The sequence below is a fragment of the Pseudoalteromonas sp. L1 genome (assembly GCF_021728095.1).
Classification (GTDB): Bacteria; Pseudomonadota; Gammaproteobacteria; order Enterobacterales; family Alteromonadaceae; genus Pseudoalteromonas.
Window position 1 is genome coordinate 674,943 of record NZ_JAKKCT010000002.1, and the last position, 25,258, is coordinate 700,200.

Annotated in this window: 22 protein-coding genes; 9 read left to right on the plus strand and 13 right to left on the minus strand. The window is 41.8% G+C overall.

Features of this window, described 5'->3' with window-relative positions; genetic code table 11:
• Positions 1-60 precede the first annotated feature (60 nt).
• The 7 genes from L3V38_RS09150 to L3V38_RS09180 form a co-directional block, all read right to left on the minus strand.
• Positions 61-2,379 carry a family 20 glycosylhydrolase gene (locus L3V38_RS09150; RefSeq protein WP_237119184.1) on the minus strand — a complete coding sequence of 773 codons (2,319 nt, stop codon included), beginning with the start codon at positions 2,377-2,379 and terminating at the stop codon, positions 61-63.
• Between the two features lie 3 nt (positions 2,380-2,382).
• The gene (locus L3V38_RS09155; RefSeq protein WP_237119185.1) at positions 2,383-3,303 is read right to left on the minus strand and encodes a sugar kinase; all 921 of its coding nucleotides are present in this window, start codon (positions 3,301-3,303) and stop codon (positions 2,383-2,385) included.
• On the minus strand, positions 3,296-4,744 hold the full coding sequence (locus L3V38_RS09160; RefSeq protein WP_237119186.1) for a sodium:solute symporter family protein: 1,449 nt from the start codon (positions 4,742-4,744) through the stop codon (positions 3,296-3,298). Before L3V38_RS09160 ends, L3V38_RS09155 begins: the two co-directional genes overlap by 8 nt.
• Positions 4,745-4,866: 122 nt before the next feature.
• Positions 4,867-5,250 carry a RidA family protein gene (locus tag L3V38_RS09165; protein ID WP_130151833.1) on the minus strand — a complete coding sequence of 128 codons (384 nt, stop codon included), beginning with the start codon at positions 5,248-5,250 and terminating at the stop codon, positions 4,867-4,869.
• A gap of 1 nt (position 5,251) precedes the next feature.
• Positions 5,252-6,709, minus strand: a complete 1,458-nt coding sequence (locus L3V38_RS09170; RefSeq protein WP_237119187.1) for a D-aminoacylase — start codon at positions 6,707-6,709, stop codon at positions 5,252-5,254.
• 2 nt (positions 6,710-6,711) lie between these two features.
• Positions 6,712-7,563, minus strand: a complete 852-nt coding sequence (locus L3V38_RS09175) for a MurR/RpiR family transcriptional regulator (protein WP_130151835.1) — start codon at positions 7,561-7,563, stop codon at positions 6,712-6,714.
• 11 nt (positions 7,564-7,574) lie between these two features.
• Positions 7,575-8,822 carry an amino acid deaminase gene (locus tag L3V38_RS09180; protein WP_237119188.1) on the minus strand — a complete coding sequence of 416 codons (1,248 nt, stop codon included), beginning with the start codon at positions 8,820-8,822 and terminating at the stop codon, positions 7,575-7,577.
• A 200-nt stretch (positions 8,823-9,022) separates the two neighbouring features.
• On the opposite strand from L3V38_RS09180, the gene L3V38_RS09185 reads away from it, so the two are divergent.
• Both L3V38_RS09185 and L3V38_RS09190 read left to right on the plus strand, forming a co-directional pair.
• A complete protein-coding gene (locus tag L3V38_RS09185; RefSeq protein WP_237119189.1) occupies positions 9,023-11,962 on the plus strand; it encodes a TonB-dependent receptor in 2,940 nt (979 codons plus the stop codon).
• Positions 11,963-12,157: 195 nt separating this feature from the next.
• Positions 12,158-13,750, plus strand: a complete 1,593-nt coding sequence (locus L3V38_RS09190; RefSeq protein ID WP_237119190.1) for a carboxylesterase family protein — start codon at positions 12,158-12,160, stop codon at positions 13,748-13,750.
• A 34-nt stretch (positions 13,751-13,784) separates the two neighbouring features.
• Here the strand turns inward: L3V38_RS09190 and L3V38_RS09195 are convergent, their stop codons facing one another.
• From L3V38_RS09195 to L3V38_RS09205, 3 genes are all read right to left on the minus strand, one after another.
• Positions 13,785-14,504 carry a Sir2 family NAD-dependent protein deacetylase gene (locus L3V38_RS09195; protein ID WP_237119191.1) on the minus strand — a complete coding sequence of 240 codons (720 nt, stop codon included), beginning with the start codon at positions 14,502-14,504 and terminating at the stop codon, positions 13,785-13,787.
• Positions 14,501-15,523 (minus strand): kelch repeat-containing protein, encoded by a 1,023-nt coding sequence (locus tag L3V38_RS09200; RefSeq protein ID WP_237119192.1) that lies wholly within the window; start codon positions 15,521-15,523, stop codon positions 14,501-14,503. The genes L3V38_RS09195 and L3V38_RS09200 overlap by 4 nt, the downstream gene beginning before the upstream one ends.
• A 68-nt stretch (positions 15,524-15,591) precedes the next feature.
• Positions 15,592-16,221 carry an NAD(P)-dependent oxidoreductase gene (locus L3V38_RS09205; protein WP_237119193.1) on the minus strand — a complete coding sequence of 210 codons (630 nt, stop codon included), beginning with the start codon at positions 16,219-16,221 and terminating at the stop codon, positions 15,592-15,594.
• 102 nt (positions 16,222-16,323) lie between these two features.
• Between L3V38_RS09205 and L3V38_RS09210 the strand changes: the two genes are divergently transcribed.
• Together L3V38_RS09210 and L3V38_RS09215 are read left to right on the plus strand one after the other, a co-directional pair.
• On the plus strand, positions 16,324-17,208 hold the full coding sequence (locus L3V38_RS09210) for a LysR family transcriptional regulator (protein ID WP_237119194.1): 885 nt from the start codon (positions 16,324-16,326) through the stop codon (positions 17,206-17,208).
• A gap of 45 nt (positions 17,209-17,253) precedes the next feature.
• Entirely contained in the window at positions 17,254-17,505 is a 252-nt protein-coding gene (locus L3V38_RS09215; RefSeq protein ID WP_130151843.1) for a TIGR03643 family protein, read from the plus strand.
• A 2-nt stretch (positions 17,506-17,507) separates the two neighbouring features.
• On the opposite strand, the gene L3V38_RS09220 is transcribed toward L3V38_RS09215, so the two are convergent.
• The 3 genes from L3V38_RS09220 to L3V38_RS09230 all read right to left on the minus strand — a co-directional run bounded on the left by L3V38_RS09220 (position 17,508) and on the right by L3V38_RS09230 (position 20,699).
• Positions 17,508-18,824: a PAS domain-containing methyl-accepting chemotaxis protein gene (locus L3V38_RS09220; RefSeq protein WP_237119195.1), complete on the minus strand. Its 1,317-nt coding sequence runs from the start codon at positions 18,822-18,824 to the stop codon at positions 17,508-17,510.
• A 198-nt stretch (positions 18,825-19,022) separates the two neighbouring features.
• On the minus strand, positions 19,023-20,342 hold the full coding sequence (locus L3V38_RS09225) for a PAS domain-containing methyl-accepting chemotaxis protein (protein WP_237119196.1): 1,320 nt from the start codon (positions 20,340-20,342) through the stop codon (positions 19,023-19,025).
• A 102-nt stretch (positions 20,343-20,444) separates the two neighbouring features.
• Positions 20,445-20,699 carry a YfhL family 4Fe-4S dicluster ferredoxin gene (locus L3V38_RS09230; RefSeq protein WP_237119197.1) on the minus strand — a complete coding sequence of 85 codons (255 nt, stop codon included), beginning with the start codon at positions 20,697-20,699 and terminating at the stop codon, positions 20,445-20,447.
• Between the two features lie 589 nt (positions 20,700-21,288).
• On the opposite strand from L3V38_RS09230, the gene L3V38_RS09235 reads away from it, so the two are divergent.
• The 5 genes from L3V38_RS09235 to L3V38_RS09255 all read left to right on the plus strand — a co-directional run bounded on the left by L3V38_RS09235 (position 21,289) and on the right by L3V38_RS09255 (position 24,782).
• Positions 21,289-21,789, plus strand: coding sequence for an N-carbamoyl-L-amino acid amidohydrolase (locus L3V38_RS09235; RefSeq protein ID WP_237119198.1), 501 nt, complete (start codon positions 21,289-21,291; stop codon positions 21,787-21,789).
• Between the two features lie 164 nt (positions 21,790-21,953).
• On the plus strand, positions 21,954-22,427 hold the full coding sequence (locus L3V38_RS09240; protein ID WP_237119199.1) for a hypothetical protein: 474 nt from the start codon (positions 21,954-21,956) through the stop codon (positions 22,425-22,427).
• Between the two features lie 107 nt (positions 22,428-22,534).
• Positions 22,535-22,801: a hypothetical protein gene (locus L3V38_RS09245; protein WP_237119200.1), complete on the plus strand. Its 267-nt coding sequence runs from the start codon at positions 22,535-22,537 to the stop codon at positions 22,799-22,801.
• Between the two features lie 135 nt (positions 22,802-22,936).
• A complete protein-coding gene (locus L3V38_RS09250; RefSeq protein ID WP_237119201.1) occupies positions 22,937-23,611 on the plus strand; it encodes a hypothetical protein in 675 nt (224 codons plus the stop codon).
• 85 nt (positions 23,612-23,696) lie between these two features.
• Positions 23,697-24,782, plus strand: coding sequence for an addiction module component (locus L3V38_RS09255; RefSeq protein WP_237119202.1), 1,086 nt, complete (start codon positions 23,697-23,699; stop codon positions 24,780-24,782).
• Positions 24,783-25,258: the final 476 nt, after the last annotated feature.

A 25,258-nucleotide genomic window follows, 5' to 3' on the forward strand; every position in this document is an offset into this window, starting at 1 on the left:
ACACACCTTAACATTTAAAAGCTGTGCCCTTAGATTAGCAATAAAGCATGAGAATAAATATCAAAATTGACTCTTTTTCATACTTTCGCAATGCTTGCTTGCTTCTTTGTAATGATTTAATGAGGCGATAACATGAGCAATAGTGCCATTATTATTCGCAATAGGTTGAACATCACTCGTGTTAAAAGATGCCTCTATTTGCTTGTAAGCCTGTTGCCACTCAGGAATTGATTCAATAACCTTTTGCTGGTTGGTTATAAATTCTCTCCAACGGCTGACTTGTGACTGCAACGTTTCTTTTAGCTCTGTAGCGCATTGCTGTCGAAAGTCTTCAACTTGATAATTAAACGCACGTAGCTGCAAACTTTCAACAGGGAGTACATCTACAAGCTTATCAAGTGGCACATCATGGTGATATTCATTTCTCAAATAGGCTAAATGGTGCAAAGTATAATAATGTGCAGGCTCAATAAACGTACTAAATGTTAGTAGTGTATTGATATTAGCCTGATTGGCATTATCAGCTAACACGTTTTCAAGACGAGAAATAAATTGCGCCTTATGTTTACTACCATGTTGTATAGCAAATTCATCCATAATCGCTAAACGGCGATACATATCTCGCTCATCGGTCATACTCTTGGGTGACCAAAAACGCTCAGCAATAGCATAAACGCGTGGCCAAAGGCGTGTATCTATGGTGTCTGTTGTGATTAGCTCCGCCCATATTGTTGCCTCACCGCCCAATACTTCGCCTGATTTTTTAACCTGCTGTGTATCGTGTAATGTTTGATTAAGCACTTGAATACTGGGTTTCTCATCAGGTGTAGTCTGTAAGTCATACGGGGTATTACCAACAAATGCTGGTAAGTTACTCACTTTGTTAGTCGCAACAACCAGCATCGTAGGCCCCATCCATGTATCAATTAATACTTCGAACCCTGCTGCTCGTTGTTTCACATTTTTTGTTATAAACGCCCCTTTGCCTGTTATAGTAACTAAAGCGGCAAGCTCTGAATCGGCAGTTGTAAATACACTTATGTCGCCGGTAACAGCACTGCCCTTAAGGCGTGTTAGAGTGAACTGTGCGCTGCTTAAAATGTTGCTTGCGGTTAATGGGTCACGCTTTAAAGGCTCAGGATGATTACGATAATGATAATTTGTCCATTGTGGCTGATCGATGTAAAAACCACTGGATAATAAACCATCAAACCCCGCCTTTTGAATGGCAGCAAGAGAATGATGACCACGCCAAGACTGCACTAATGTTTGCTTAGGTAGTGTTGGATGTAGTACTTCATCCCAACCAATCATTTTGCGATTATATTTAGCTAAGATTTTAGCAACACGTTGATTAAAATAAGCATGTAATGCGTGACTATCTGGTAAGTCGTGCTCAGCCATAAACGCTTGTATTTTTTTATTTTCTTGCCAGTCACGGGCATCCACTTCGTCACCACCGATGTGTAAATAAGCGTCGGGAAATAACTCCGTTAGCTCTTTTATCACGTCCTCTACAAATGTATACACTTTTGGATTACTAGGGTCTAATAAGGGTCTAAATACCCCCCAGTGGCGCTCTATCGACGTAGGAGTTGTGCCACTGCCGAGCTCAGGGTAAGCAAGCACAATACTGCTCGCATGCCCTGGCACATCAAACTCCGGCACCACTCGAATACCTAACTGTGCGGCATAGCTAACCACGTCTTTAATCTGCTGCTGTGTGTAATAAAGCCCATCCGAAGCGTGTTGATGTAACTTAGGGTAACTTTTAAGCGCTATACGCCAGCCCTGATCATCTGTGAGGTGCCAATGAAATACATTCATTTTTGCTAAAGCAAGCCCTCTAAGGGTACGCTTTACATCTGCAATTGGTAAAAAGTGTCTAACGCTATCAAATAGTAGCCCTCGCCACGGGTATGCTGGCGTATCATCAATTTTGATCGCACTCAGTAAGTAAGGCTGCTTTGTTGAAAACACTAACTGCGACAAAGTACTAAATCCTCGGAGCATACCAAACTGAGTCGCGCTCTTGAGTAAAATACCTTGCGAACTAATACTCAACTGGTAGCTTTCATCCACTCCTAAAGTAGGGACTGCGGGTAACCAGTTATCAACGTCGATAACCAGCTGTGCTTTATTTTCTTCTGCCCAATTGACCTTCGCAAACTGCTGAAAAAACGCAGAGTGCTCAAATAACCCTTCACTAGGGTCTCGGTATTTCTCGGCTAAATAGACAGTTAAGTTTTTTTGATCTAATTGAAACTTGCCTTCAAGTTCTGTGATACTTGCAGGCATCGGCATTAAAGGTAATGATTTAGCATGCGCAACACTTAGTACCCAAAGGCTACAAAATACAACGCGTAAAATAAATAACATGGTTTAACCCTCACTATGCTCTAATTGAATGCTGGTTGCGACTATCGCCCCTTTAGCAACGATAACTTGACTCGCCAATTGCTGAGCAATATCTACGGCGTATGTAATGGATCCAGTGTGTAAAAATGCAGCTAAAAAGCCAGCACTAAAAGCATCTCCAGCTGATGTTGTATCTATAACCTGTGTTACAGGCGTCACTGGAAAGCGCTGCAATGTTCCATGCTCAAGCACCAGTGTATCTGCCAGCCCTTGCTTTATCACAACAAGGTCAGATGAACATTGTTGATAAAACGCGACTAACTGCTGCTCTGTGCATTCACCAAACACCCCATAATGATCATCATCAGTAACAAACAAATAATCAGCAAGCTGGAATGCTTTTTTAAAGTAACCAGCAGCATCGTCTGATCGCCAAAGTACAGAACGATAATTACTATCGAAAATCACTTTGCCGCCTGCGGTTTTAAAGGTATGCAATGCATCTAACAATAACTGTCGGCTAGGTGTATCTAAAATAGCTAGACTAATCGCTGAAAAATAACAATGACTCATATATCCTTCGCGCAAGGCATTAACGAACCTGTGTTGTGTATCTAAATAAAAATACCGCTTGGCAGCGCTGTCATCACGTTCATAACTAAAATAACGCTCTCCTTTTGTATCGGTTGTTATACCGTAGCTACCAAGGGTTTTATTCGCTGCTATTTGCAAGTAGTCAAGCGATAAGCCCTGCTCCTGCCAAAGGCAACGTGCAACGTCACTTACTTCATCACTGCCCAGCGCCGTTACAAAATTTACCTTCGTATTTTTTAATTGTAAGCGCTTAAAATACACCGCAGTGTTATAAACATCGCCACCAAATCGAATGCTGTTATCACCGCTAAGCTCTTGCATTGCTTCGCCAAAGAAGGCCACATTAATCATGATGCATCGCCTCTCTTTGCTTATTTAAAATTGCTAATGCTTGTTCGCTACTGCAGCGTTGTTTTGGGGTGAGTAAGGTAACAATAATACAAAGTAGCATTGATGCAGAGGTTGCTGGAATGATGGGATTACTCCAATAGGCTTGCCAATGTGGCGTTAAAATTACCGCCATTGACACGATAAATGACACTAATAATGCCGTCATCGCGCCCTGCCAATTAAATCGGGGCCAAAAATGCCCAAGCAGCACACAAACACACAACCCCGACATCAATGTCGCAATCATATTGGTGATGTAACCAATAACATCGTTAGTAAGTAACGCCAAAAGTAACGCCGTGCCAATTGTTAGCACTAAACCTATGCGTGATAGCAAAACGACCTCACTGGCATGTGGCATCCGTTTAAATACCAGCATATAGATATCACGAATCAATACGCTTACCGCCGCAATGGCATCGGAACTGGCACTTGAAATAGTGGCTGAGAGTCCAGCAATTATTACCAACGCCGCCAAGCCAAAAGGAAGAAGCTCAAAGGCCATATAAGGAAATGAAAAGGCACTGTTTTCAAGGGTTGGGTTGAGCTTGTATGCAGCCATACCTATTATGGCAGGTACAATTGCAAACAGCAGATATAAAGCGCCAGATAAATAAAATGACTGACGAATACTGCTAACATGCTTGCCAGAATATATTCGTTGGCGAAATGAAGGTGCAACAAGTACGCCAACCAAGACTGCAAAAAACAACGAAATACCATGTACAACACCTATTTTATCGAGTGATAAAAAGCTTTGATTCAGTACAGGTTGTGCTTCGTTGATCATCATCAAACCATCCGCTTGATAGAGCGCAACACCCGCCATCAAGAAAAACCCAATAAACAATACTAGAGCTTGAATAGAGTCTGTCCACACAACGGCAACATAGCCACCTATTACCACATAAATACTAAAACCAAGAGCAATGAACAATTTAGCACTCAGTGGTGATAACCCCGTTAACCAAGCCAAATACATTCCGCCACCTAGAATATGGGCGCCAAGCCAGCCAATACTGGCTACAAAAATGAATATAGCGATAGTATTCTTAACAAGCGGATCAGCCCCTACATAAAAAGAAACCTCTTCGCTCATAGTCATAAATTCATGCTTTCTGACAGGTGCAAATAGCTTTGCTAGCAGCAATATGCCGCATGCTCCACCAAGCCCATAAATCATCCCCGCCCAGCCATTGTTATAAGCAAAGCCAACTGCCCCCATTGAGGAGCCCGTACCAACCATAGTCGCAACGGTTGTACCCAAGGTTAAAATAAAAGGAAGGTTTCGTCCGCCTAGTAAAAAGTCGTCACCGGTTTTGCTATTCCGACTTACCCACCAGCCAAACCAGATCATAAAAATCAGGTAGCCTAAAAAGGCCATTAGTAATTGCCACTTCATACAACATCCTGCTTCACCTCAGCCAAATTATTATCATTGCTTTATGCTTTTTACACGGCTTTGGTGCTTATAATTATTTTTATGTATGAGTTCAACAGCCTAGGCTGTCGAACTTTTTTAATTTATGGGGCTTTATAACACGTCACATCGACTTCAACTTTGCAGTCAACAACAAGGTCTGCGACGGCACAAATTCGAGCAGGCGGGTGCTCACCAAAAACCTCTTTGAACACCTTATTAAATGATTGAAAGTAACGCGCATCCGTTAAAATCACTTTGACATGCGCAACATGTTCAAGGCCATAACCCGCTTCATCCATAATATCGATGCAGTTTTGAATCGCTAAACGAGACTGATCGATAATGCCACCTTCAACCACTTCACCGTCTTTCATTGGCGTTTGCCCAGACACCATCAACCAGCCTCCAGCTTCGATGGCTCGTGCAAAAGGTAAATGCTGCCCACCGGTGCCTGTACCGCCCTCTGTTCCTATACGTTTAATCATATTACTCTCCAGTTGAAGTTAAAAACTTGCCCGAATATGCAGGCACTACTTGGTCATCAATAAAGGTTGGTTGACCATTGGTCCACACTCTGTGAATACCTGATGCTGGTAATTCAGAGTCAATAAATGTGGCGTTATCGCAAATGGCATCGCTGTCAAAAAGCACCAAATCAGCAAACTTTCCTACGCTAATCTCACCACGGTCAGTTAAACCGTAATTACGAGCGCTGAGTCCTGTCATCTTATGTATTGCTGTTGCGAGTGAGAAAATGCTCTCATCACGTGCATACTTACCTAATACACGAGGAAACGATCCCCACAAACGAGGATGCGGATGAGGATCACACGGCAGACCATCGGAGCCAATCATGGTTTTTTCAAAGGCTAGAATCATTGCCACATCTTGCTCATCAAGCCCATGATAAACAGCACCAGCCGGTTGCAGCTTCTTAGCACTTTCAAGTAACGACAACTGCCATGTATCTGCAATATCTTGCAGCGAACGCTCCGCCATTTCGGGGTGAGGATCTGACCACGTTATAAAAATTTCGAAGTCGCTGGTCACTTGTTTTAAGTCCAAAGTGCTTGAGCTGGCTGCATAAGGGTAAGCATCGCAACTGCAACGAGAATGCGAACCTTGTCTTGAAAACCGATTAATCAGCTCTGGCGCACGTCCCCAGTTATTTTTACCAGCGCATTTCAAATGTGAAATAATAACTTTTATATCAAAAGCTTGCTCCATCGCAAACGCTTCATCCATCGCCTCAATGACAGCGTCAAACTCAGTACGCAAATGAGTTGTATAGATAGCGTCATGGGCTTTTAAAACAGGGCCAAAGGCTTGAACTTCATCACTGGGGGCCTGATTCGCATTTTTATAAGCAAGCCCCGTACTCAAGCCAATCGCGCCAGCTGCAAGAGCAGCATCAAGCTCTTTACACATATGCTTAATCTCTGCATCATTTGCACCTCGCAAAAGATCATCCATGACATTATTACGCAATGTGGTATGGCCCACTAAAGCCGCTACATTCACATTTGCAGGTCTTGCTTGCAAAGCGTGGATATAATCAGCCATGGTGGCAAATTTAAATTCACTGAGTGCCCCCAATAAGTTCATCGGATCTGGGGCTGCTTCACTTACCACAGCAGGGGCAGCACTGATCCCACAATTTCCAGTAATGACCGTTGTGACACCTTGGCTGATCTTCGCTGCCATATTAGGGTTACGCAGTACTTCCAAGTCATCATGGGTATGTACATCAATAAAACCAGGCGCTAAGCATAACCCTTTTGCATCTATAACTTGTTTAGCAGGCAATTCGTTGAGCTTACCAATTGCAATAATGCGATCATCGCTTATCGCTACATCAGTGACTGAGGCTTCATTACCTTGGCCATCAAATACCTTCGCCCCTAGAATCAATGTATCCACAGGCCGTGAGTCTTTGCTGTGCATTATTAATCTCCTAATGGGGCGCGATCAGGTCCTTGGCGATATTCATCTAACTCGTGTTTAATACGACGTAGTTTTTCGCGTGATTTTTTCTGCGTTAAAATTGCCACTTCACTTGCTAGCACATCGACTGCGGCTAACATGGCATAACGCGCTGTACTTGGTGTGAAAATATAGTCAGATTCATTTGTTTTTATTGGTAAATGAATAGTGGCAGTGTTAGCAAGTTCACTCTCTGGGCAAATCGCAATCACTTTTGCCCCATAATCTTTCGCGATATTCGCTGCATCAATTAAGTCTTTGGTATAGCCTGTTAGTGATAACACCACCACAACATCACTCACATCGACACTTGCTGCAGTCATGCGCATCATTACAGGGTCACTGTAAGCATTGCTTAAAATATCAAGTCTGAATAATCGGTTGTGGCACTCTTGCGCAACCACTGAGCTTCCTCCACCCACACCAAAAATCAAACTATGGCGACTATTTGCAATGAAATGAGCTGCTTGCTCAACATCAGTTTGATTAATTAGCCCTGCATTGACATCCAAAATGTCATGAATGGCCTGATAAATTGCCGGTATATCTTCACGCTGAGTGTTATTTTCAGTGATAAAACGCTCACCAACCGCTAAAGATTGCGCTAACTGCAACTTCATATCACGGACATTATTACAACCGAGCGCTTTCGCTAGCCGTGTAATTGATGCATGACTCACGTTTGCTTTGTCAGCCAAATCACTAATGCTTGCCGAAGCTGCAAATTGCAAATCAGCTAAAATTAACTGAGCAACAGCTTGTTCTGATTGGCGTAGATGACCCAAGCGCTCTTTTATTCTTGAAACTATATCCAAACGTCTTTCTCCTAAAAATAAGTCTCGACGACATCAACCACATTGTAGTTATCATCTATTACGTTGATGTAGCGCCACTTATCGAATGTTAAGCACGGATGAGAGGTAGCAAAGGCTACCATGTCACCAACCCGAAGTGTGGTATCATTTGGTACTTTCATCATGGCATGCTGGTCCATCATTTTTTCTATTTTCCAATTGCTATTTGCCGCGCTTATCTGCCCTTGCTGATCAACATATAGTGTTGGGATTGGAAACCCTGCATCAAACGCTGCATCTCGTTTACCAAAGCCGATTATAGCCCTTCCCGCCTCGGGCATTGACTGCACATACGCCCAAATTTCTAAGCAAGATGTCAGCTCACTTCCTAAAGAGCATGCCAATTCATTGCGCGCTAAAATTTGCTGTTGGGCTTGCTCATAAATTCCCTGATCGTGAGTGACGTAACAACCAGGTCGCAACACGGCTATCATATTCTCGGTTAAATTATCAGGATGAAATGCCTCACACACTAAATCGTAGTATGCCGACCCACCAGCGGTGATCATCACTTGCTTAGTATCAAACGCATTATCGGCAATAAGCTGTTTGCAGGTCGCAACCGCATACTCAAGAAATTGACTCACGGCAAGGGGATCGCCCAGCACACCTTCATAAACCTCTATACCCGCTAGAGCTAATGAATCGAATTTTGCTATTTCTGCGATCAACTCTGCCAATAACTGACTGTTTACCACACCACAGCGGCCATCAGGAACGCCAAGCTCAATCAGTACATGAATAGTGTGCTGAGTATTAGCAAAATATTCACCAAGCATACGTACGTTATCAAGGTTATCGACCAAGCAATAAAATACAATTTCATTGCTACTGAGCAAATCATCAAGCTGTTGATAGTTTGCCCGACCAACCAATTGATTAGCCATCAAAACTCGCTCAGCGCCACTCGTTACTGCTGCCACAGCTTGAGCTGTGGTTGCCACAGTAATTGCATATGCTCCAGCCGCTAATTGTTTTTTAAAGATGGCAGGTGTCATGGTTGTTTTACCATGCGGAGCAAATAACACATGGCTTTGGTTGGTAAAGTCAGCCATCCAGCTAATGTTATTCAATAGGCGTGATTCATACAGACACAAACATGGCAAACTGACATCTTGCTGTGCAATGTTCCACCCTGATTTGTGAAGCTGCTGAACATTACCGAGTCCTTTATTGGCTCGGCTTACGGTTTCCAAGTTTGCAACGCTTAATTTTTTCATTCAAAAACTCTTCATATAAATCAGCTGGTTAATTACTTTTCATTAAAAACCATACAAAAAATGTGACTTATTTAATGTAATGGGTATTGCAATTTTGTTAAATCTAATGTTAATTAATAACACACCAACAGTCAATACATGTTACAAATTAACAGAAGATAATAATTAACTTTAAAAATACAGGATGAGGAACGTTTAAAATGAAAACTAAAACCCGTCACCAACATACACTCTCGCCAAGCATAACGGCTAAGGCTGTGGCAGCGGTCATTTGTGGGCTAAGTGGCCTAAATACAGTAGCCGCGCAGCAAAGTGATTTGACAAACGATGAAATAGAAACCATTGAGGTACGTGGTATTGCAGCCAGTAACAAGCAAGATATTAATAACAAACGCTTTAGTACTGGTGTGATGGATTCAATCACCGCAGAAGATATTGGTAAATTACCCGATGTGACCATTGCAGATACTCTACAACGTATACCCGGTATTCAAATTCGTCGCTCAGCAGGCGAAGGCTCAACGATTAATGTTCGTGGTATGCCGCAAGTGACAACGCTGTTAAATGGCGAACAATTTTTAAGTGCAGGCTCAATTACAACACTTCAACCTGACTTCACTGACGTACCTGCTGCGCTTTTATCGGGTATTGATGTACTCAAGTCTCCCCAAGCCGATATTCTCGCAGGTGGTATTTCAGGCACATTAGATCTAAAAACTCGCCGCCCATTCGACTTAGAACAAGGCACGACTTTTTCATTTACAGGCGAAGCGACACGCGGCAGCTTATCCGAAGAAACCGATCCTAAGTTAGTGGCATTCGCGGGCTATAACAATGACAAATTTGGTATTATTTTCACTGCCGCTTATGATGAAAGTACACTTGCTAACTACCGTAATGGCACGATTTTAACCTCCAACGAGATTCAAAATGAAACCTCTCGAGATTTCAATGGTGATGGAGACTTAAACGACAGTTACTACAGTCAACGTTTTTATGGCGTAATGCATCGTGAAACTGAGCGAGATCGCCTCGGCTTAAACACCACTGTGCAATATCAGTTGTCTGATTCACTGACTTTTACCGGTGATATATTCTATACCGACATGGATGATGCGGATCGCAAACAAGGGATGATGGTCGATAATGCGCGCGGCGAGATTTGGGCTTATTCAGATAACTTTATACCACGCCTCGACAACGACCGTGGTGGACAAATTTACACTGTTAACGACGCCACATTAGAAGCACGACGTGTCAGTGCTTACTCAGAAAGCTTAACCAATGATCGTGAATCAACTAACGCAAGCTTACTCTTTGAATACCAAGGAGATGGCCCTCTTTCAGGTGAGTTCAGATACATTCATGGTAGTGCCGAGCGCGGTCATACCGAAAATGTAGCGCATGGTTATTTAACCTCTGGCGCACAACATGGCTTACTTAGAAACGACGGCACAGGCGCAACACCGGTTAACCCAAATGGTGTTGGCCCAGATCCTGTCATGGTTGATTTCTCTCGTACTGGCGAGTACATCACCCTAGGTTTTGAGGAAGGCTTTGGCAGCGATATCAATCAATATAACCTAGTATCAACTTACTCAGAAAATAACTTCGAAGAAGAAGCAACGCTTGATGTTGCTAGACTTGATGGCCGTTATGAGTTTTCAACAGACCACCTCACTAACGTCGACTTTGGATTACGGGCATCAAAACGCGATGTAGAGCGCGAAACGTATATTTTAGTGGCACCATTTACATCTGGTGATATTACCGCTGATGTCATGTGGAAAGACTCAGGGGCCTCTTTAGGCGATACCAATGGCGATGGTGAAAACAGCGTTGCGGGTGGTGATTTAACTATTGGTCATCCCAACTATTTTAGTGATTTACCAGACGGCTGGGTAAACCAAATAAATGACTTTGGGCCAGGTGGTGTAGGACAAGGGTTTTATCTTATCGATCCGAAGGTAATGGATGACCCTATGGCATTTCAAAATGCTATTTACCCAGGGAATAAACGACTGGCTAACCCATCACGCACTTACAAAGTAAAAGAGCAAACCCAATCAGCTTACTTTAAATTTAATTTTGCAGGTGAGTTGGCTGATATGAGTTACACCGCAAATATTGGTGCGCAATACATCAAAACAGAACTCGACATGTTACAAAACCAACTTGGTTCAGCACGTCCATGTTCATTATGTACCGCGAGTGAAAAAACAGGTGAAAAATGGTTAAGTCGTGATTATTCAGACTTTTTACCATCAATGAACTTTAATTTAAACCTCACTGAAGATTTCATTCTACGTGCTGGTTACGGCAAAACAATGACAACGCTAGACATTGGTAAACTTGCAGGCGGCATCAGTGTTGGTCGTACTCGTGCAGGTGATATCCTCGCAGCTGAACTCGGTGTGAGCCCAGATCTACTCGTTGCGGTACAAGGCACGCAAAATGGTAATCCAGACTTGGAGCCTTGGCGCGCAACTAACTATAACTTATCTGCCGAGTGGTATTTTAATGAAAGTGGCTTATTAAGTATTTCTGCTTTCTTAATGGATATAGAATCATTTGTCGAAAGTGGCACTGTAATGCTGGGTCTGCCAGACATTGACGGCGTAATTCGTCGCGAAGTACCTGTAACGACCGAAATTAATGGTGAAGGTGGTGAAATCAAAGGCTTTGAGGTTACCTATCAACAAGCATTCGACTTCTTGCCAGAACCTTTTGATGGTTTAGGTACATCTCTAAACTTTACCTATGCCCCGAGTGACAGCGCTAACGTCGATGTTTACGGTAAAAGTCTACCAATCCAAGACAACTCTGAAAAATCAGCTAATGCTGTTTTATGGTATGAAAAAGGCCCATTACAACTTCGCTTAGCTGCAAACTATCGTAGTGACCGTCTCGATAGCTTAAGCTCCGCTATGGGCGAAGGCGTGGTGCCGTTTTGGACTAAAAGTACACTGTATTATGACATGTATGCTGGTTATGAATTTGCAGAAGATATGAGCATTTATACGTCAATCAGCAATTTAACCGAAGAAAAAGAAGATATATACGCCCAGTGGTCAGACAATGTGATTACTCAAAATATCTTTGAGCGTCGTATTACATTAGGTATTCGTACACGCTTTTAAGCGTTAGCTAAATTTGGCTCACTTCTGCCCAAGTGATAAAAGACTAACTTAGTCTTTTTAATGAACAACGCACCGCGTGGTTTAGCCAAATACTAAACCAGTACAGACTCCCCTTGGTGCTGTACTGGTTTTCTCGTTGTTACTGTATGAATATGTTAATATTATAAGCCTAACCAGTTCTACCTAGGCTATGTGATGACATCTCGTTTTTTTAACTCTATTCTGTGTGCTTCTGTATTACTAAGCTCAGCTATTTTTTTACAAGGCTGCCAAGAGCAACCAAAAAGTAACAATATCAAAGTCAATGGTGGATTAATCCAAGGACAGCAACAGGGTCACGTAATAACTTATAAAGGCATTCCTTACGCCGCTCCCCCTGTAGGTGATTTACGCTGGCGAGCACCGCAACCTGTGCCCAAGTGGCAAGATGTAAAAGTACTTAACGATTATGCCCCTGACTGTATGCAAAAGCCATTTACTGGCGATGCTGCGCCGCTTACAACAACCCCTTCGGAAGACTGCCTTTATTTAAATGTATTTAAACCCACGAAACACAGCGATACTCCCTACCCTGTTGTGGTTTGGATACACGGTGGTGGCTTTGTAAATGGTGGCGCATCTCCCGCTGTTTACTCGGGTGAAAGTTTTGCTAAACAAGGCGTTATTTTTGTTAGCTTTAATTATCGATTAGGCCGATTTGGCTTTTTTGCACACCCTGCTCTTACTCGTTTTGAGAATGATGCACTAGGCAACTACGCATTAATGGATCAAATTGCTGCCCTTGAGTGGGTGAAACAAAATATCGCTCAATTTGGTGGTGATGCTTCTAAAGTGACACTCATGGGTGAATCGGCTGGTGGCGCATCGGTGCATGCGATGATGCAAACCCCTGCTGCTAATGGCTTATTCCAACAAGCGATTATTATGTCGGCAGGCGGACGAGAGCTATTTAAGCAATTGCCACTTAAAAGTGATAACGACACTGTATTAAGCGCCGAAAAAATTGGCGAAAACTTTGCCAAGCAACACACCATTTTAGGCAGTGATGAAAATGCCCTTGCTGCACTACGTGAATTATCTGCCGAAGACGTGGTTGATAACCTCAATCTGAGCACATTAAACCGACAAAATGATGATGAGTCTACCTACGTTGGCGGACCAATTATTGATGGCACTATCATCAATTCGGCGACAGAAGCGCGCTTGAGTAAAGGCACATTTAGCCATGTTGCGACCATGGTCGGCACAACAGATATGGATTTAGGCTTTGCTAATTTTGCTTCAAAAGAGGCGCTATTCGCAAGTTTTGCTCCGCACAGTACACAAGCAAAAATGACTTACGATGCAGATGACCAAATGCCATTGCCTTTACTCAATTATCAAGTTGGTCAAGATACTTTAATGCAAGAACCAGCAAGGTTCGTTGCAAAACGTGTGACAGATATGTGTAAAGATGCCTTTTTGTATCGTTTTGGCTATGTGGCGCAAACCTTAGATAAACCTGGTGCAGAGCACGCCAGCGAAATTCCGTACTTTTTTAATACTGTGGCAGCGAAATATGGGCATGTCACCACAGAGCAAGATAAGCAAGCCGCTAAAATAATGCACCGTTATGTGACTAACTTTATTAAATTAGGCACACCAAATGGCCCAGGTTTACCAACATGGCAAGCATATAAAACTGATGAATCTTTTATACTGCAAATGAGCAAATCAGGGACTGCAGAGTTTTTACCCGACCCCTTACAGGCACGGTTAAACATCACAGCAACAAAAGCTGAAAATTAATTAAATAAGGCGCTTAATATAAGCGCCTTATTTTTTACCCTTGCTGCTGAACATACTCAAGCGCTGTCATTTTGTGGTAGGTTACATTAGAATGAAATACATGAGTAGGATCGGGGTCAACCACTTCTATTGGTGTGCCTCGACTACGTGCAATGTCGAGTGCCATTTGCGTAATATTGACGCTAAACGAGGTGCCGATAAAGACGATTTTATCAGCATCGAGCATACGCTGTTGCGCCTCTGAAATTCGATAAAGTTCAGTGTAGTATTCGTCAAATAACAACACGTAAGGCTTAAACGATTCGTTAATCATCGGGCTTTCATTATTAATATTGAACACCTCAAGCAAGGAGTTGTGGAGATTGTCTTCATTAACTTTATCCCACGGCGCGTTAAAAGCCATCACATCGTCACCCTGATGGTGAAACAGTGTCATTTGATCTAAGCGACCATGAATAGCAATAAAATCAGTATTACCTGCTTTGCCATCAAGACCATCGATATTTTGCGTAATAAGATTTTTATCACTCAACCAATGATGTACCTCATTGGGACCGTGATGGCGATAGGTTGCAAAACGATGATAATACCAAGCTAAAAATTCGCGAGGGTTGTTTTCGTACATAGCACGGGTTGCCATTTCCATCGGCGTATAATTTTTGCTACCAATGGTCCAAAAGCCATCTTCACCACGAAAGGTCGGTATACCGCTAGCAGCACTCACTCCCGCCCCTGTTATATAGAGTGTATTCATAAAGAAAGCGCCACCTTGTAACCAAGTGCATCGGCTGTCACTTGTTGATTATTGTCCATACCACCAAGACGATACAAGCTTCCTTGGTGCTCTAATAAACCTCGATGATCCATGCTCGCAGTATCGGCTTTTGGCATCACTTGCCACGTGTTTTTATTAACATCAAAGCGCCAAACATGATCACTCGCTGGCGCGGGTTTGCCATCGTATCCCATACCATTGTAGTTATATGGGTTATCAGAGCCGCCCATCATATAAATATCGCCATTGAAATTGGTTGCAGCCATACGGTAATGGGCAACACCTGTTGGATGTGGCACGGTACGCCAATCTATTTTTAATGGGTTATTAGCATCAATTGTGCCTTTTAAACACTGTGCAACCGCAGCAAATGAACGACGCTTATCTGCATTCGCCTGTGTTTTAACGCCATCACACACTAAAATAGTGTTGCCACTAATTGCCGCCGCTTGACCAAACACCGGTTGGCCTAAAAAGGGCGAAGCCTGTTGCCAAGTATCTGTTTGCGTATCATAAACTTGAACAAGGTTAACATTGCCATCGTTATGCCAACCACTGACTAAGTAGATATAACGCTGCTTATATGAAAGCGCCACACTGTCATCCACCGGCACAGGCATATTGGCAAGTTGCGTGTATGAATCAGAGCGCACATCATAGCGATATACATCGGGAGTAGAGATTTCTTGATGGTCGGCACTAACGGTATAGCCACCAAATACATAAGCATGTTGACCCACCCCCACCGCGGTACTCGCCAAACGACCAGTAAGGGGCAATGTACTTGGCACCGCTTTAGCTGCTTGCCACGCATTATCGCCCACTTTAAGGACCCACACTTTATTGTGAACATCATTATGTGTTTTGCCTGAGCTCAGGCCCATAAAGCTTAAAAAGTAGGCGTGTTCATCAATAACAACTTTGGCAACAGCATTGTTCGCAACGGGCTCAGGTAAGGCGGGTATGGTTGCAAGTGCAACAGAAAATAGCAGGCTCATAAATTAAATAGGTAACTTAACACATCACTTAAGCATACCATTTTATGAGCCTGAAGAAAGACTCGTTATTAGTAAGCAACACTAATACGTTGATTTAAATGTGCTGCCGACTGTGCTTCATCAAGCATCGCTTTTGCATAGTCGGTGACTGATATTTTGCTTTCGCCGTTTGCATCAGTAAAGAAGCTGTCGCCACCGACACGGTATGGGCCTTCTGACTCACCTGGGTAGATAACCGCAGCGGGTGATACAAAGGTCCACGACGTATCTGTTGTTGATGCTCTAAATACATCAAGCGCTTCACCTTGAGCAATGGCTTCTGCTTTGTATTCAGCAGGAAAATCTGGGCTTGATACCAGTGTTACACCGGATGCCACTTCTAAGCTACCTGCACCGCCCACCCATAAAATGCGTGCGCCAGTACCTGCAAGCGCGTTTAGTAATTGCTTTGCTGTGTTTGCTACAATTTCATGGTTACCTAAAGCACGACCACCAATTGCAGCAATAACAACATCGCTACCCGCTGCTGCACTGGCGATATCGTCTTTTGTTAAATCAAATTCAGTCACAGTAACGTTATCTTGCGTTACTTTACTTGCATCTCTTACTAGTGCATTTACTTGATGACCACGTGCGATTGCTTCTGATGTAATGTGACTGCCAATCCAACCTGTTGCGCCAATAACTGCTAATTTCATGAGGAATTCTCCGTTGTTTGTTTCAATGATTGCAGTTTACTTGTTCACTATTTACTGATAAATACACTAGATAGATACACATTGTTTCACTTTAAGATACTAATGGACAAACTCAATTCAATTACTAGCTTTGTCGAAGTTGCCCGTACAGGCAGCTTTACTCAGGCCGCTGAACATTTAGGCTTGAGCCGGTTACAAGTTTCTAGGCATATTCAAGATATTGAAAAGTGGCTAAGTTTAAGGTTATTTCATCGCACAACACGAAAAGTAAGTTTAACTGTTCAAGGCGAAGAAGCCCTTAGCTATTGCCAGCAAATACTAAATCAAGTGTCTGACTTACAAAGCCGAGCGCACAGTCATAACAATGAATTGGTGGGGACTATTCGCGTTGCCTCTCCCATTGGACTTGGCCAACATAAGCTGTTTGATGCCATTGCAGAGTTTACCAAGCGCCATCCACAGACGCGATTTGAACTGTTACTTTCAGATAGTTTATCGCAGTTGGTTGATGACCGCGTTGATATTGCTTTGCGTTATATCCACCAGCCCGATGACGGGCTCATTGCCCGCAAGCTCATGTATATCGCAACTGCAGTGTGTGCATCACACGATTATTTAGCTGTGAACCCACAGATTTTTGAGCCGAGTGACTTAACTGCACACAATTGCCTTATTCATAACAAACACACTATTTGGCAATTTCAACGTGACGACAACACACAAAAAGTGACTGTTAAGGGCAACATTGTTGCCAACGATATGGGCGTACTTTTAAAAGCAGCAAAACAAGGGATGGGGGTGGCTCATTTGCCTTGTGACCTTGCTAATGACTATTTAGCATCGGGAGAGCTTGTTAAAGTACTGCCAGAGCATACAACAATTGGCTCTCACTTATGGGCGGTGTATTTATCACGTAACTTCCAGCAAAATGTAGTGAGGGCGTTCATCGACTTTTTAGCAGAGCACTGGCAACAAGATATCTTATAATCTAAATCCGCTGCAGCTACGTATAAGCTACAAAAAGGAGCCGTAATGCAGCACTTAGATCATGAAATATCTCGTATTATAGAGATGGCGTGGGAAGACAGAACCCCGTTTGAAGCAATAAACCAACAGTTTGGCTTAAATGAAAAAAGCGTTATCACGTTAATGCGTGAGCAATTAACAAACTCAAGTTTTAAACTTTGGCGAAAACGCGTATCTGGGAGGCAAAGTAAGCATATAAAACTTCGCCACCCTGATATTCTACGTGGTTATTGCAAAACCCAATACAAGCACAGGTAACACTATTTAAGTTGGTCAGCGAACTGACCAACCGCATCCACCACTTTTTGCGCGCCGTTTTGAATGTCACTCATCACTTTTCCGGATTCAGTTGCAAGGCTGTAGCCCTGCTCAGCTTTACTTTTTCCTTGCTCTATCACCTCTACCGTATTTTGCGTCAGTGCCCTGTTTTGCTGTACAACATCAACAATTTCAACTGTCGCTTTCGAAGTGCGTGAAGCTAGCTGCCTTACTTCGTCGGCAACAACCGCAAAGCCTCTGCCTTGCTCACCGGCCCTTGCAGCCTCGATTGCCGCATTTAGAGCAAGTAAATTAGTTTGATCTGCGATACTGCTAATGCTCTGTACAATATTAGCTATATGCTGAGATTGCTTATCAAGTGCTGCTATTTCCGTTGCTGCTTGCTCCATTTTTTTTGCAAGTTCGTCCATTACATTCACCATATCACCTAATACCTCAGCGCCTTGATGAGCGATTTGGTCAGTTTCTGTTGAGGTGTTATATGCAATTTCAGCAGCTTGAGATACAGCTATTTCACGATTAATTTGCTCTGTTATCACTGTTGCAAATTTTACGATTTTATAAAGCTCCCCCTGCTCACAAAAAACAGGATTGTAGCTTGCTTCAAGCCAGACAGGTTCACCATATTTATTAACACGTTTAAAGCGCGATGCAATAAACTCGCCCCTTTGAAGCTTTTTCCAAAAATCGGCGTAGTCTGCTGAGTTTGCCTCCTCGGGTTCGCAAAATATACTGTGGTGTTTTCCCACTATTTCTTGTTTTGTGTAGCCAACGCCTTGTAAAAACTGCTCATTGGCAGTAATTACATGGCCAGATAAATCAAACTCAATCACCGCCATTGAGCGATGAATCGCTTTTACTAAATCTTGGTTTTCTCTTGATGTTTCTATGGTTCGGGTAAGTGCACTGGCATGCAAAGTAAACTGCTGGAACTGCTGCTGCCTATTAATAACCGGATGCAAAATAACCCGCAACCACGCTTGTTCATTATGGGCATTTACAAGCTGTACAGCACCTACCCATGCCTCTTTATCATCAAGCGCTTTTTTAAAGCTGTGGTAATGGCGTGTCGTTCTTGCCAGTTCAGGCACTAAACTAAGAAGTGGTTTGCCTATCAGTTGATTCTTCTCATAACCTAGCTCAACGGTTGCTTGTTCATTCAGTGACAAGATATGTGCATTTTTATCTAATTCTAAAGTAAGCATTTTACTGTCGAGCGTATTTTTTACTTGTGAAACAGTAAACAACTCATCGTCTAATTCAGTAACTTTATTCTTTAATGATTGACTAAAAAACATGGGACTCTTCACGTTAAGGTAAGAAAAAATACACCTTGGTCTGATGTATAGGCATGCACATAGCAAAATAGTATATGCATGCTTACTTTAACGTATTCGTTACAGTAAAGTCCCTATTTTTGCGATAATAGGAAAATTCTTAAGACGAAATAAGAATTAACTTAACAATTTGAATATAAAAAAGAAAAATACGCATATTTAACTTGTTAGTTGATTAGCAAACTGCCCAACGGCATCAACAACTTCCTGCGCTCCTTGCTGAATATCTTCCATAACTTTTCCTGATTCATTCGCTAATACTTGCCCCTGCTCAGCTTTAACTTTACCTTGCTCTATCACTCGCACGGTATTTTGCGTAAGAGACTGATTGTCTTTTACGACATCAACAATTTCTTCTGTTGCTTTAGACGTACGAGACGCCAATTGCCTTACTTCATCAGCCACAACAGCAAAACCACGCCCTTGCTCTCCGGCACGAGCAGCTTCAATAGCAGCGTTTAACGCCAATAAATTGGTTTGCTCAGCAATACTACTAATGCTTTGCACAATATTGGCTATTTGTTGTGATTGCTTATCAAGCGCTGCGATTTCCTGTGCTGCCTGCTCCATTTGCTGCGCAAGCTCATCCATCACAGCCATAGTGCTTTGTAAAACGTGTGCACCTTGTTTGGCTAGCTTATCTGTTTCTGTTGATGTGCCATAAGCAATTTCTGCTGCTTGAGAAATAGCATGCTCACGGTTCACTTGATCAGTAATGACAGTGGCAAACTTCATTACTTTATACAACTCACCAAAATCATTCGTAATAGGGTTATAAGACGCTTCAAGCCATACGTCATTGCCATAACGGTCAACGCGCTTGAAACGCTCAGCAATAAATTCCCCCCGTCTGAGGCGCTGCCAAAATGCTTCATATTCTGCGGATTTAGCGACCTCGGGTTCACAAAACATACTGTGATGTTTACCTACAATATCGTCTTTTTTATAACCCATGGCTGCTAAGAAAGGCTGATTCGCATTGAGTACATTACCATTTAGATCAAACTCAATAACGGCCATTGAACGGTAGATAGCATTAATAACATCCCGTTGCTCACGGGAACTGGCAATTGCATCAGTTAGCACCGTGCCGTAAATCGCAAAATAGTCCAGCTCCCCTTCTGCGGTATGAACTGGATGAGCAATTAAACGTAACCATTCGAGCTTGCCATCGAATCGAGCTATTTGTAGATGACCGACGCCATGCTCTTGACGATCAATTGCACGTTTTAGCGCTATAAATTGATCACTACTTTTAGATTGAGGTGTAATTATGTTTTCAAAAGGAGAGTTAATTAGCTGCTCAAGAGAGTAGCCTAATTCATCTAAAAAGTTTTGGTTAATATAAGCCATAACCCCATCAGCATTGAGCCTAAGAACCAGCATTTCTTCATCAATGCCTGCTGTTAGATCTTTAAGCGGGTAGAGCTCTGCTTTTAATGCTGCAATTTCAGCTTCTAAAGACTTACCAAACCACATAACACACCTTAATTAATAATAACGTATTGTTGTACCTAGAATTGTAGAACAATTAGCGCAAGCTGCTACTTTAAAATCATTAAAAAGAATGAGTGTACAATACTAAGACGCTTGAGAAGTGAGTTTGACGTACTTATCAGCAAGTTCATCAAGTGATTCTCGATGATTTGGATCAGGTTTAATGCAATCGATTGGGCAAACACTCACGCAAGTCGGATTATCGTAATGGCCAACACACTCAGTGCATTTATTAGGATCGATTTGATAAATCTTCGCGCCCATGTAAATAGCCTCATTCGGACACTCAGGATCGCACATATCACAATTAATACATTTGTTATTGATGAGTAATGCCATGACACACCTTTAAGCATGAAAATGAGTATTGCCATTAAAATCCACATTATGGATTTCGGACGCAACGAAATTGCAGCCGCGTAATATAGATTGCAGCGAATGAAATTTCCTTGATCTAGATCAACCTTAGAAGTACCAAGGACTCTCTTCGACTGATGTTCTAGAGTTACTGCATCAGCGATTATTTACCGAGCTAAATTGTTTGATGAGGAAGTAAGATGCTTTTTATGGAAGCTAAACAGATTTTTGGTGCCTGCAACAGTTATTAAGAAGTAACTCGTTTCTGTTCCAAAATGAGTTAACGTAATTGATTTAAAGGTGGCTTTAAGCAAACAGCAAACATTGAATATTTTCTTTTGATATGGTTTTTATATTCAGAATTTACAACTTTCCCCTATATTCAGGAAAATGAGCAATTTGCGCATGTTTATCGTAAGACCACTTTACCAAACTAAAAATATTTTGTTAGCTAGTAAAAGGTTAGTTAATTTGATAAAAATGTAGTAATCATAAGGATGGGCAGTTGTGTGGTAGAAATTTGCGCAATTTGCGCACTATTAAATTGTTAGGGCTCACAACAGGACAAGTCATGATTGAGAAACAATCCCCTTACCTTGCTCATCAACATAGGCTTGCTGATGTAATCGCTGCAATCCAGGTAATGGGTACATATAGGTATTCGGGACGCAAGGTAGAGTCATGGGTTAATTTGCTCGGCGAAAAGCCAAAGAGCGCGAATGACTGGCAATCCATTTTTAATGAGCATCCCGAATTTTTTCGGGCCGGTAAAGGCGATGACGATTTTCAGTCTCTAGTCGTTCGGCGCGCTCAACCTAAAGTCTATAACACAAAGACTGAAGAAGTAATTACGGTAGAGCAATTTAAGGCATTGCCGAAAGACAATAGGTCTCATATCTCCCGTTTGCCTCTGTCCTCGGAACAAATCCTTGCATTAATAGATGTAGCAGTGAAGCTACAAACTCAAGCAGTTGTTCGTCGTAAGGAGCTTCGATGGTGGGTGCCGGTGGTCATCGGCGTGTTGTCCTCATTGGTTGGTGTATTTGTCGGAGCGGCAATTAAAGGTGGATAGCGCTAAGTCACGCCCTAACAATCGCAGGCAATCCAACAGCTTTTCCGTTGCGCCTGCGGCTCCACTACAAAGCTGCGGTTGCTGCGGGCGTTACATGCCTTCTGTAGGTTAAGCATATTACGGAGATATAATTCCAATGGAAGATAATTTATTAATTGCTGTTGTTGGTAACAGGAATTCAGGTAAGACGACCACGTGGAAGGAGCTATTCGGGAGCAGTAAAAACAGGAGTTAATCTAAGAAAGCTTTATATAACAGAAACTGAATATGTAGAAGTTTTCTTAGTTAGTGGCTCACCTGAAGAAAGGGAAATGTACGTAGGGGATTTAATTACGGTGGAAAGGCCAAGAATTGTACTATGTTCTATGCAATACATTGAAAGTGCACGCGATACATTCAATTATTTTTTTGAGAATGAATATTCTGCGTATACTCACTGGCTCAATCCAGGTTATTCCGATGTCGAGTGTAAATATTTTGATAGCCTGGGTTTGGTGAATTGGTTACTTGAGAAAGAACACTTTATTTCTATTAAAAATGCAAAACACTCTCCTGAAGTAAGGGTTCAGCAAATAAAAGAACATATTTATGGTTGGGCGAAATATCGTGATTTAATTATTGTGGATGAGGGCACATAACAAGTTGCTTAAAAGGAAAAAAACAGTTGGTTTTTGCTCCTTCGTCGCTTATTTTAACCAACTGTTTTTAGCCTCTTAGCGAGGCGTTAGGTATACAAGGAAGATAGGTGCCAATTTACATTAAAGTCGAAGGCTCAAAGGAAACGATAGCCACATTGTCAAAAGGTGTTTGGGATCTTCCATCTCAAATACAGGAACTAGAATCTTGGATTTTTGAAAACTCATCAAATCTCCCTTCTTCAAATTACATCGCTGATGTTGGTTTCAGCATCAGAGAAAATGCTTGCGGTGGCGGAGCTATTCTCTCACCTAAGGCTATGAGTATAATGGGAAAGCTAGGTTTAAAACTGTACTTATCTGAGTACGGTGAGTAATGTATACCTAACAAGTGCATTAAGTGACGGGACTGCTAAAGTTTGGCTCGGTTTCGCTTCGCTACACAAGTTTAGCCAAACATTATCAGCCCCTTATGCGGGCGTTAAGTTCCTTTTATTAATCCGGAGATCCATTTGAGTAATTGGTTTGAAAATCATCCTGCTAGATCTGTTATTGGCCATTCAGTTATTGTTGCGGCAGCAACTTGGGCTGCTTTCTACTTTGTATTCGATGAAAACAAGATAAAGCTAATCGAAGCTAAATCTAAAAAAATAGCAGCAGAAGCAAAAGAAGTTAATGCTAGAAACACTGTTCTTCTAACTAGACTAGACCAGTTAACAAAAGACAATGATAAATATCTTAGGTGGTTGGAACAAACTCCTAATACATTACCTTTCTATGAGCTAGAAATATCGAAGTTTGAAAAAGAAATTGAGTCGTTAAAAAGCGAGCTAACCAATAGACCTAAAATAAATAATCCATTTGAATACAAAAAGCCGGATAGTTACGAATTTGGTTCAAGGAAAAGCGTTGGTGATACATTTTTAGATCCAAAAACAAAAGCATCATTAGGTATACAAAAAATAAATATAGATAAATTTGCATCAGTAAAAATTACACTTCCGGATGGAGTTAAGCATTCTACTGAAAATGCAAAACCTGGTGATACGTGGGATTTTGAACTTAATGGTATTAGTTATTCGCTTCTTTTAGAGTCCTTAGATTGGACTGCTCAACGCTTTACCGTGAAAGTTTATGAGAGGCCAAGTAAAAGCGGAACTTCACAAACGCATCAACGCATGGACTAATAAAGCTTGGCTTGGTTCGTGCCTCACCAATTATAGCCAAGCTTTATTAGCCCGTTATACGGGCGTTAGGTTTATGGAAGGTTAAATGAAAATACAGAATTTAGAATTAGAGTTTTTTCTAGAAAAAAATAATATAAGTGCTGATGATTGGAACTCAAGCGATATTGAGTGGCAAACCTTAATGGATATTGGAATAGACCATCAGTCAAAGGAAGAGCAACGAAAGGAAACGGCGGAGCTTTTTGCTAGAATAATTCAGCGCTGTTCAAAAGTTCACTCTGTTAGGTGGAGAGTTAAAGACTCTGAGCATTTAATGGAGAAAATTGTTCGGAAAACAATTAACGGAGCGGACTCATTTAATAGCGACTACATTGGCATTAATAAGGATAATTATCATGAAATAATTACAGATTTAGTCGGTATAAGAGCACTTCATTTGTTTAAAGACGATTGCTTAGAAATTGATAGTTACCTTTGTGGTATATGGAATACTAAAGAAAAGCCAACTTACTACGTTAGAGATGGTGATGAAACTAAGGATGAACTTGAACAGTTTGATGTTAAGCAGCATCCTGCGGGTTATAGATCATTGCACTATGTGTTCGAATCTCAGCCGCTTAACCAAATTGTTTATACAGAAGTTCAGGTAAGGACTATTTTTGAAGAGGGCTGGAGTGAGATTGACCATAAGATCAGATATCCTAACTTTTCGGATAATCCACAAATATCTTATTTTTTACGCATATTTAATAGATTGGCGGGTAGTGCTGACGAAATGGGGTCTTTTGTAAAAGAGCTCGTGAATGAATTCGAGTCGACAGCGAGAGACCTGGAAGCTGTGAAAAAAGAGAATGAAGCTTTTAAGAAAGAGAATGACAAAAATATAGCAGAGATCGATAGACTTTTTACAGAGTTAGATTCATCTAATGGTAAACATCAGTCTCAAACTAATCTTATTAAGGACTTGAAAGCTCAGGTTGAGAAGCTTAAAGCTCAAACGCAAAATAGTGCTGATAAAGTACATATTACAAGACATTCTACGGGGTCAGGAAAAACTACTACTACCTCCGCACATTTGCTGAAACTTTTAGGACAATATCAATATAATGCTGAAGTAGAGCAAAAATCTAAAAGGCCAACAGTAAAACCAAAGTCGGTAAAAAAAACTTAATAAACTGCTCAAGAGGGATTCGCAACGCGTGGTATTTTTACTATGCGTTGAATTTAGTGATTAAGGTGGTTTGCGGTGGCTTCGGTATTGCGTTGCTCACCCCTTAGCAGGGCGTTAGACAAAATTTTGAAGGACAATAATCTAGGATTTATCTACGACTTTCTAGGTGAAAGAGATAATGGCTTAGTTTTGCCTTTTTTCGCCAAGTGGACTTCCCAAAATCATTCAAAGAAAATGCTTTGGAGTCGAATTTGAGCGTAGTACGGAATTTACTCAAAGCATAACGGTTGAGCAGCTAGGTAGCTGCTTAAAATCAGTTAGTTAACCCGCTTAATTGCTCGGACTAGCGGCCTCCGTGTACGTAAAAATATAATTGCTTATTAATGAAAATTTAGGTGTAATGAATACATAATAAGCGCTGAGAAATGCAGGGAAAGCTTACTTAACACTATCTAAGCTGATTAAATTAGCGAGGA

Coding starts and splice junctions, on each gene's coding strand:
- L3V38_RS09150 (WP_237119184.1), bottom strand. CDS start 2,379: ATGTTATTTATTTTACGCGTTGTATTTTGTAGCCTTTGGGTACTAAGT.
- L3V38_RS09155 (WP_237119185.1), bottom strand. CDS start 3,303: ATGATTAATGTGGCCTTCTTTGGCGAAGCAATGCAAGAGCTTAGCGGT.
- L3V38_RS09160 (WP_237119186.1), bottom strand. CDS start 4,744: ATGAAGTGGCAATTACTAATGGCCTTTTTAGGCTACCTGATTTTTATG.
- L3V38_RS09165 (WP_130151833.1), bottom strand. CDS start 5,250: ATGATTAAACGTATAGGAACAGAGGGCGGTACAGGCACCGGTGGGCAG.
- L3V38_RS09170 (WP_237119187.1), bottom strand. CDS start 6,709: ATGCACAGCAAAGACTCACGGCCTGTGGATACATTGATTCTAGGGGCG.
- L3V38_RS09180 (WP_237119188.1), bottom strand. CDS start 8,822: ATGAAAAAATTAAGCGTTGCAAACTTGGAAACCGTAAGCCGAGCCAAT.
- L3V38_RS09185 (WP_237119189.1), top strand. CDS start 9,023: ATGAAAACTAAAACCCGTCACCAACATACACTCTCGCCAAGCATAACG.
- L3V38_RS09190 (WP_237119190.1), top strand. CDS start 12,158: ATGACATCTCGTTTTTTTAACTCTATTCTGTGTGCTTCTGTATTACTA.
- L3V38_RS09195 (WP_237119191.1), bottom strand. CDS start 14,504: ATGAATACACTCTATATAACAGGGGCGGGAGTGAGTGCTGCTAGCGGT.
- L3V38_RS09200 (WP_237119192.1), bottom strand. CDS start 15,523: ATGAGCCTGCTATTTTCTGTTGCACTTGCAACCATACCCGCCTTACCT.
- L3V38_RS09205 (WP_237119193.1), bottom strand. CDS start 16,221: ATGAAATTAGCAGTTATTGGCGCAACAGGTTGGATTGGCAGTCACATT.
- L3V38_RS09210 (WP_237119194.1), top strand. CDS start 16,324: ATGGACAAACTCAATTCAATTACTAGCTTTGTCGAAGTTGCCCGTACA.
- L3V38_RS09215 (WP_130151843.1), top strand. CDS start 17,254: ATGCAGCACTTAGATCATGAAATATCTCGTATTATAGAGATGGCGTGG.
- L3V38_RS09220 (WP_237119195.1), bottom strand. CDS start 18,824: ATGTTTTTTAGTCAATCATTAAAGAATAAAGTTACTGAATTAGACGAT.
- L3V38_RS09225 (WP_237119196.1), bottom strand. CDS start 20,342: ATGTGGTTTGGTAAGTCTTTAGAAGCTGAAATTGCAGCATTAAAAGCA.
- L3V38_RS09230 (WP_237119197.1), bottom strand. CDS start 20,699: ATGGCATTACTCATCAATAACAAATGTATTAATTGTGATATGTGCGAT.
- L3V38_RS09235 (WP_237119198.1), top strand. CDS start 21,289: ATGATTGAGAAACAATCCCCTTACCTTGCTCATCAACATAGGCTTGCT.
- L3V38_RS09255 (WP_237119202.1), top strand. CDS start 23,697: ATGAAAATACAGAATTTAGAATTAGAGTTTTTTCTAGAAAAAAATAAT.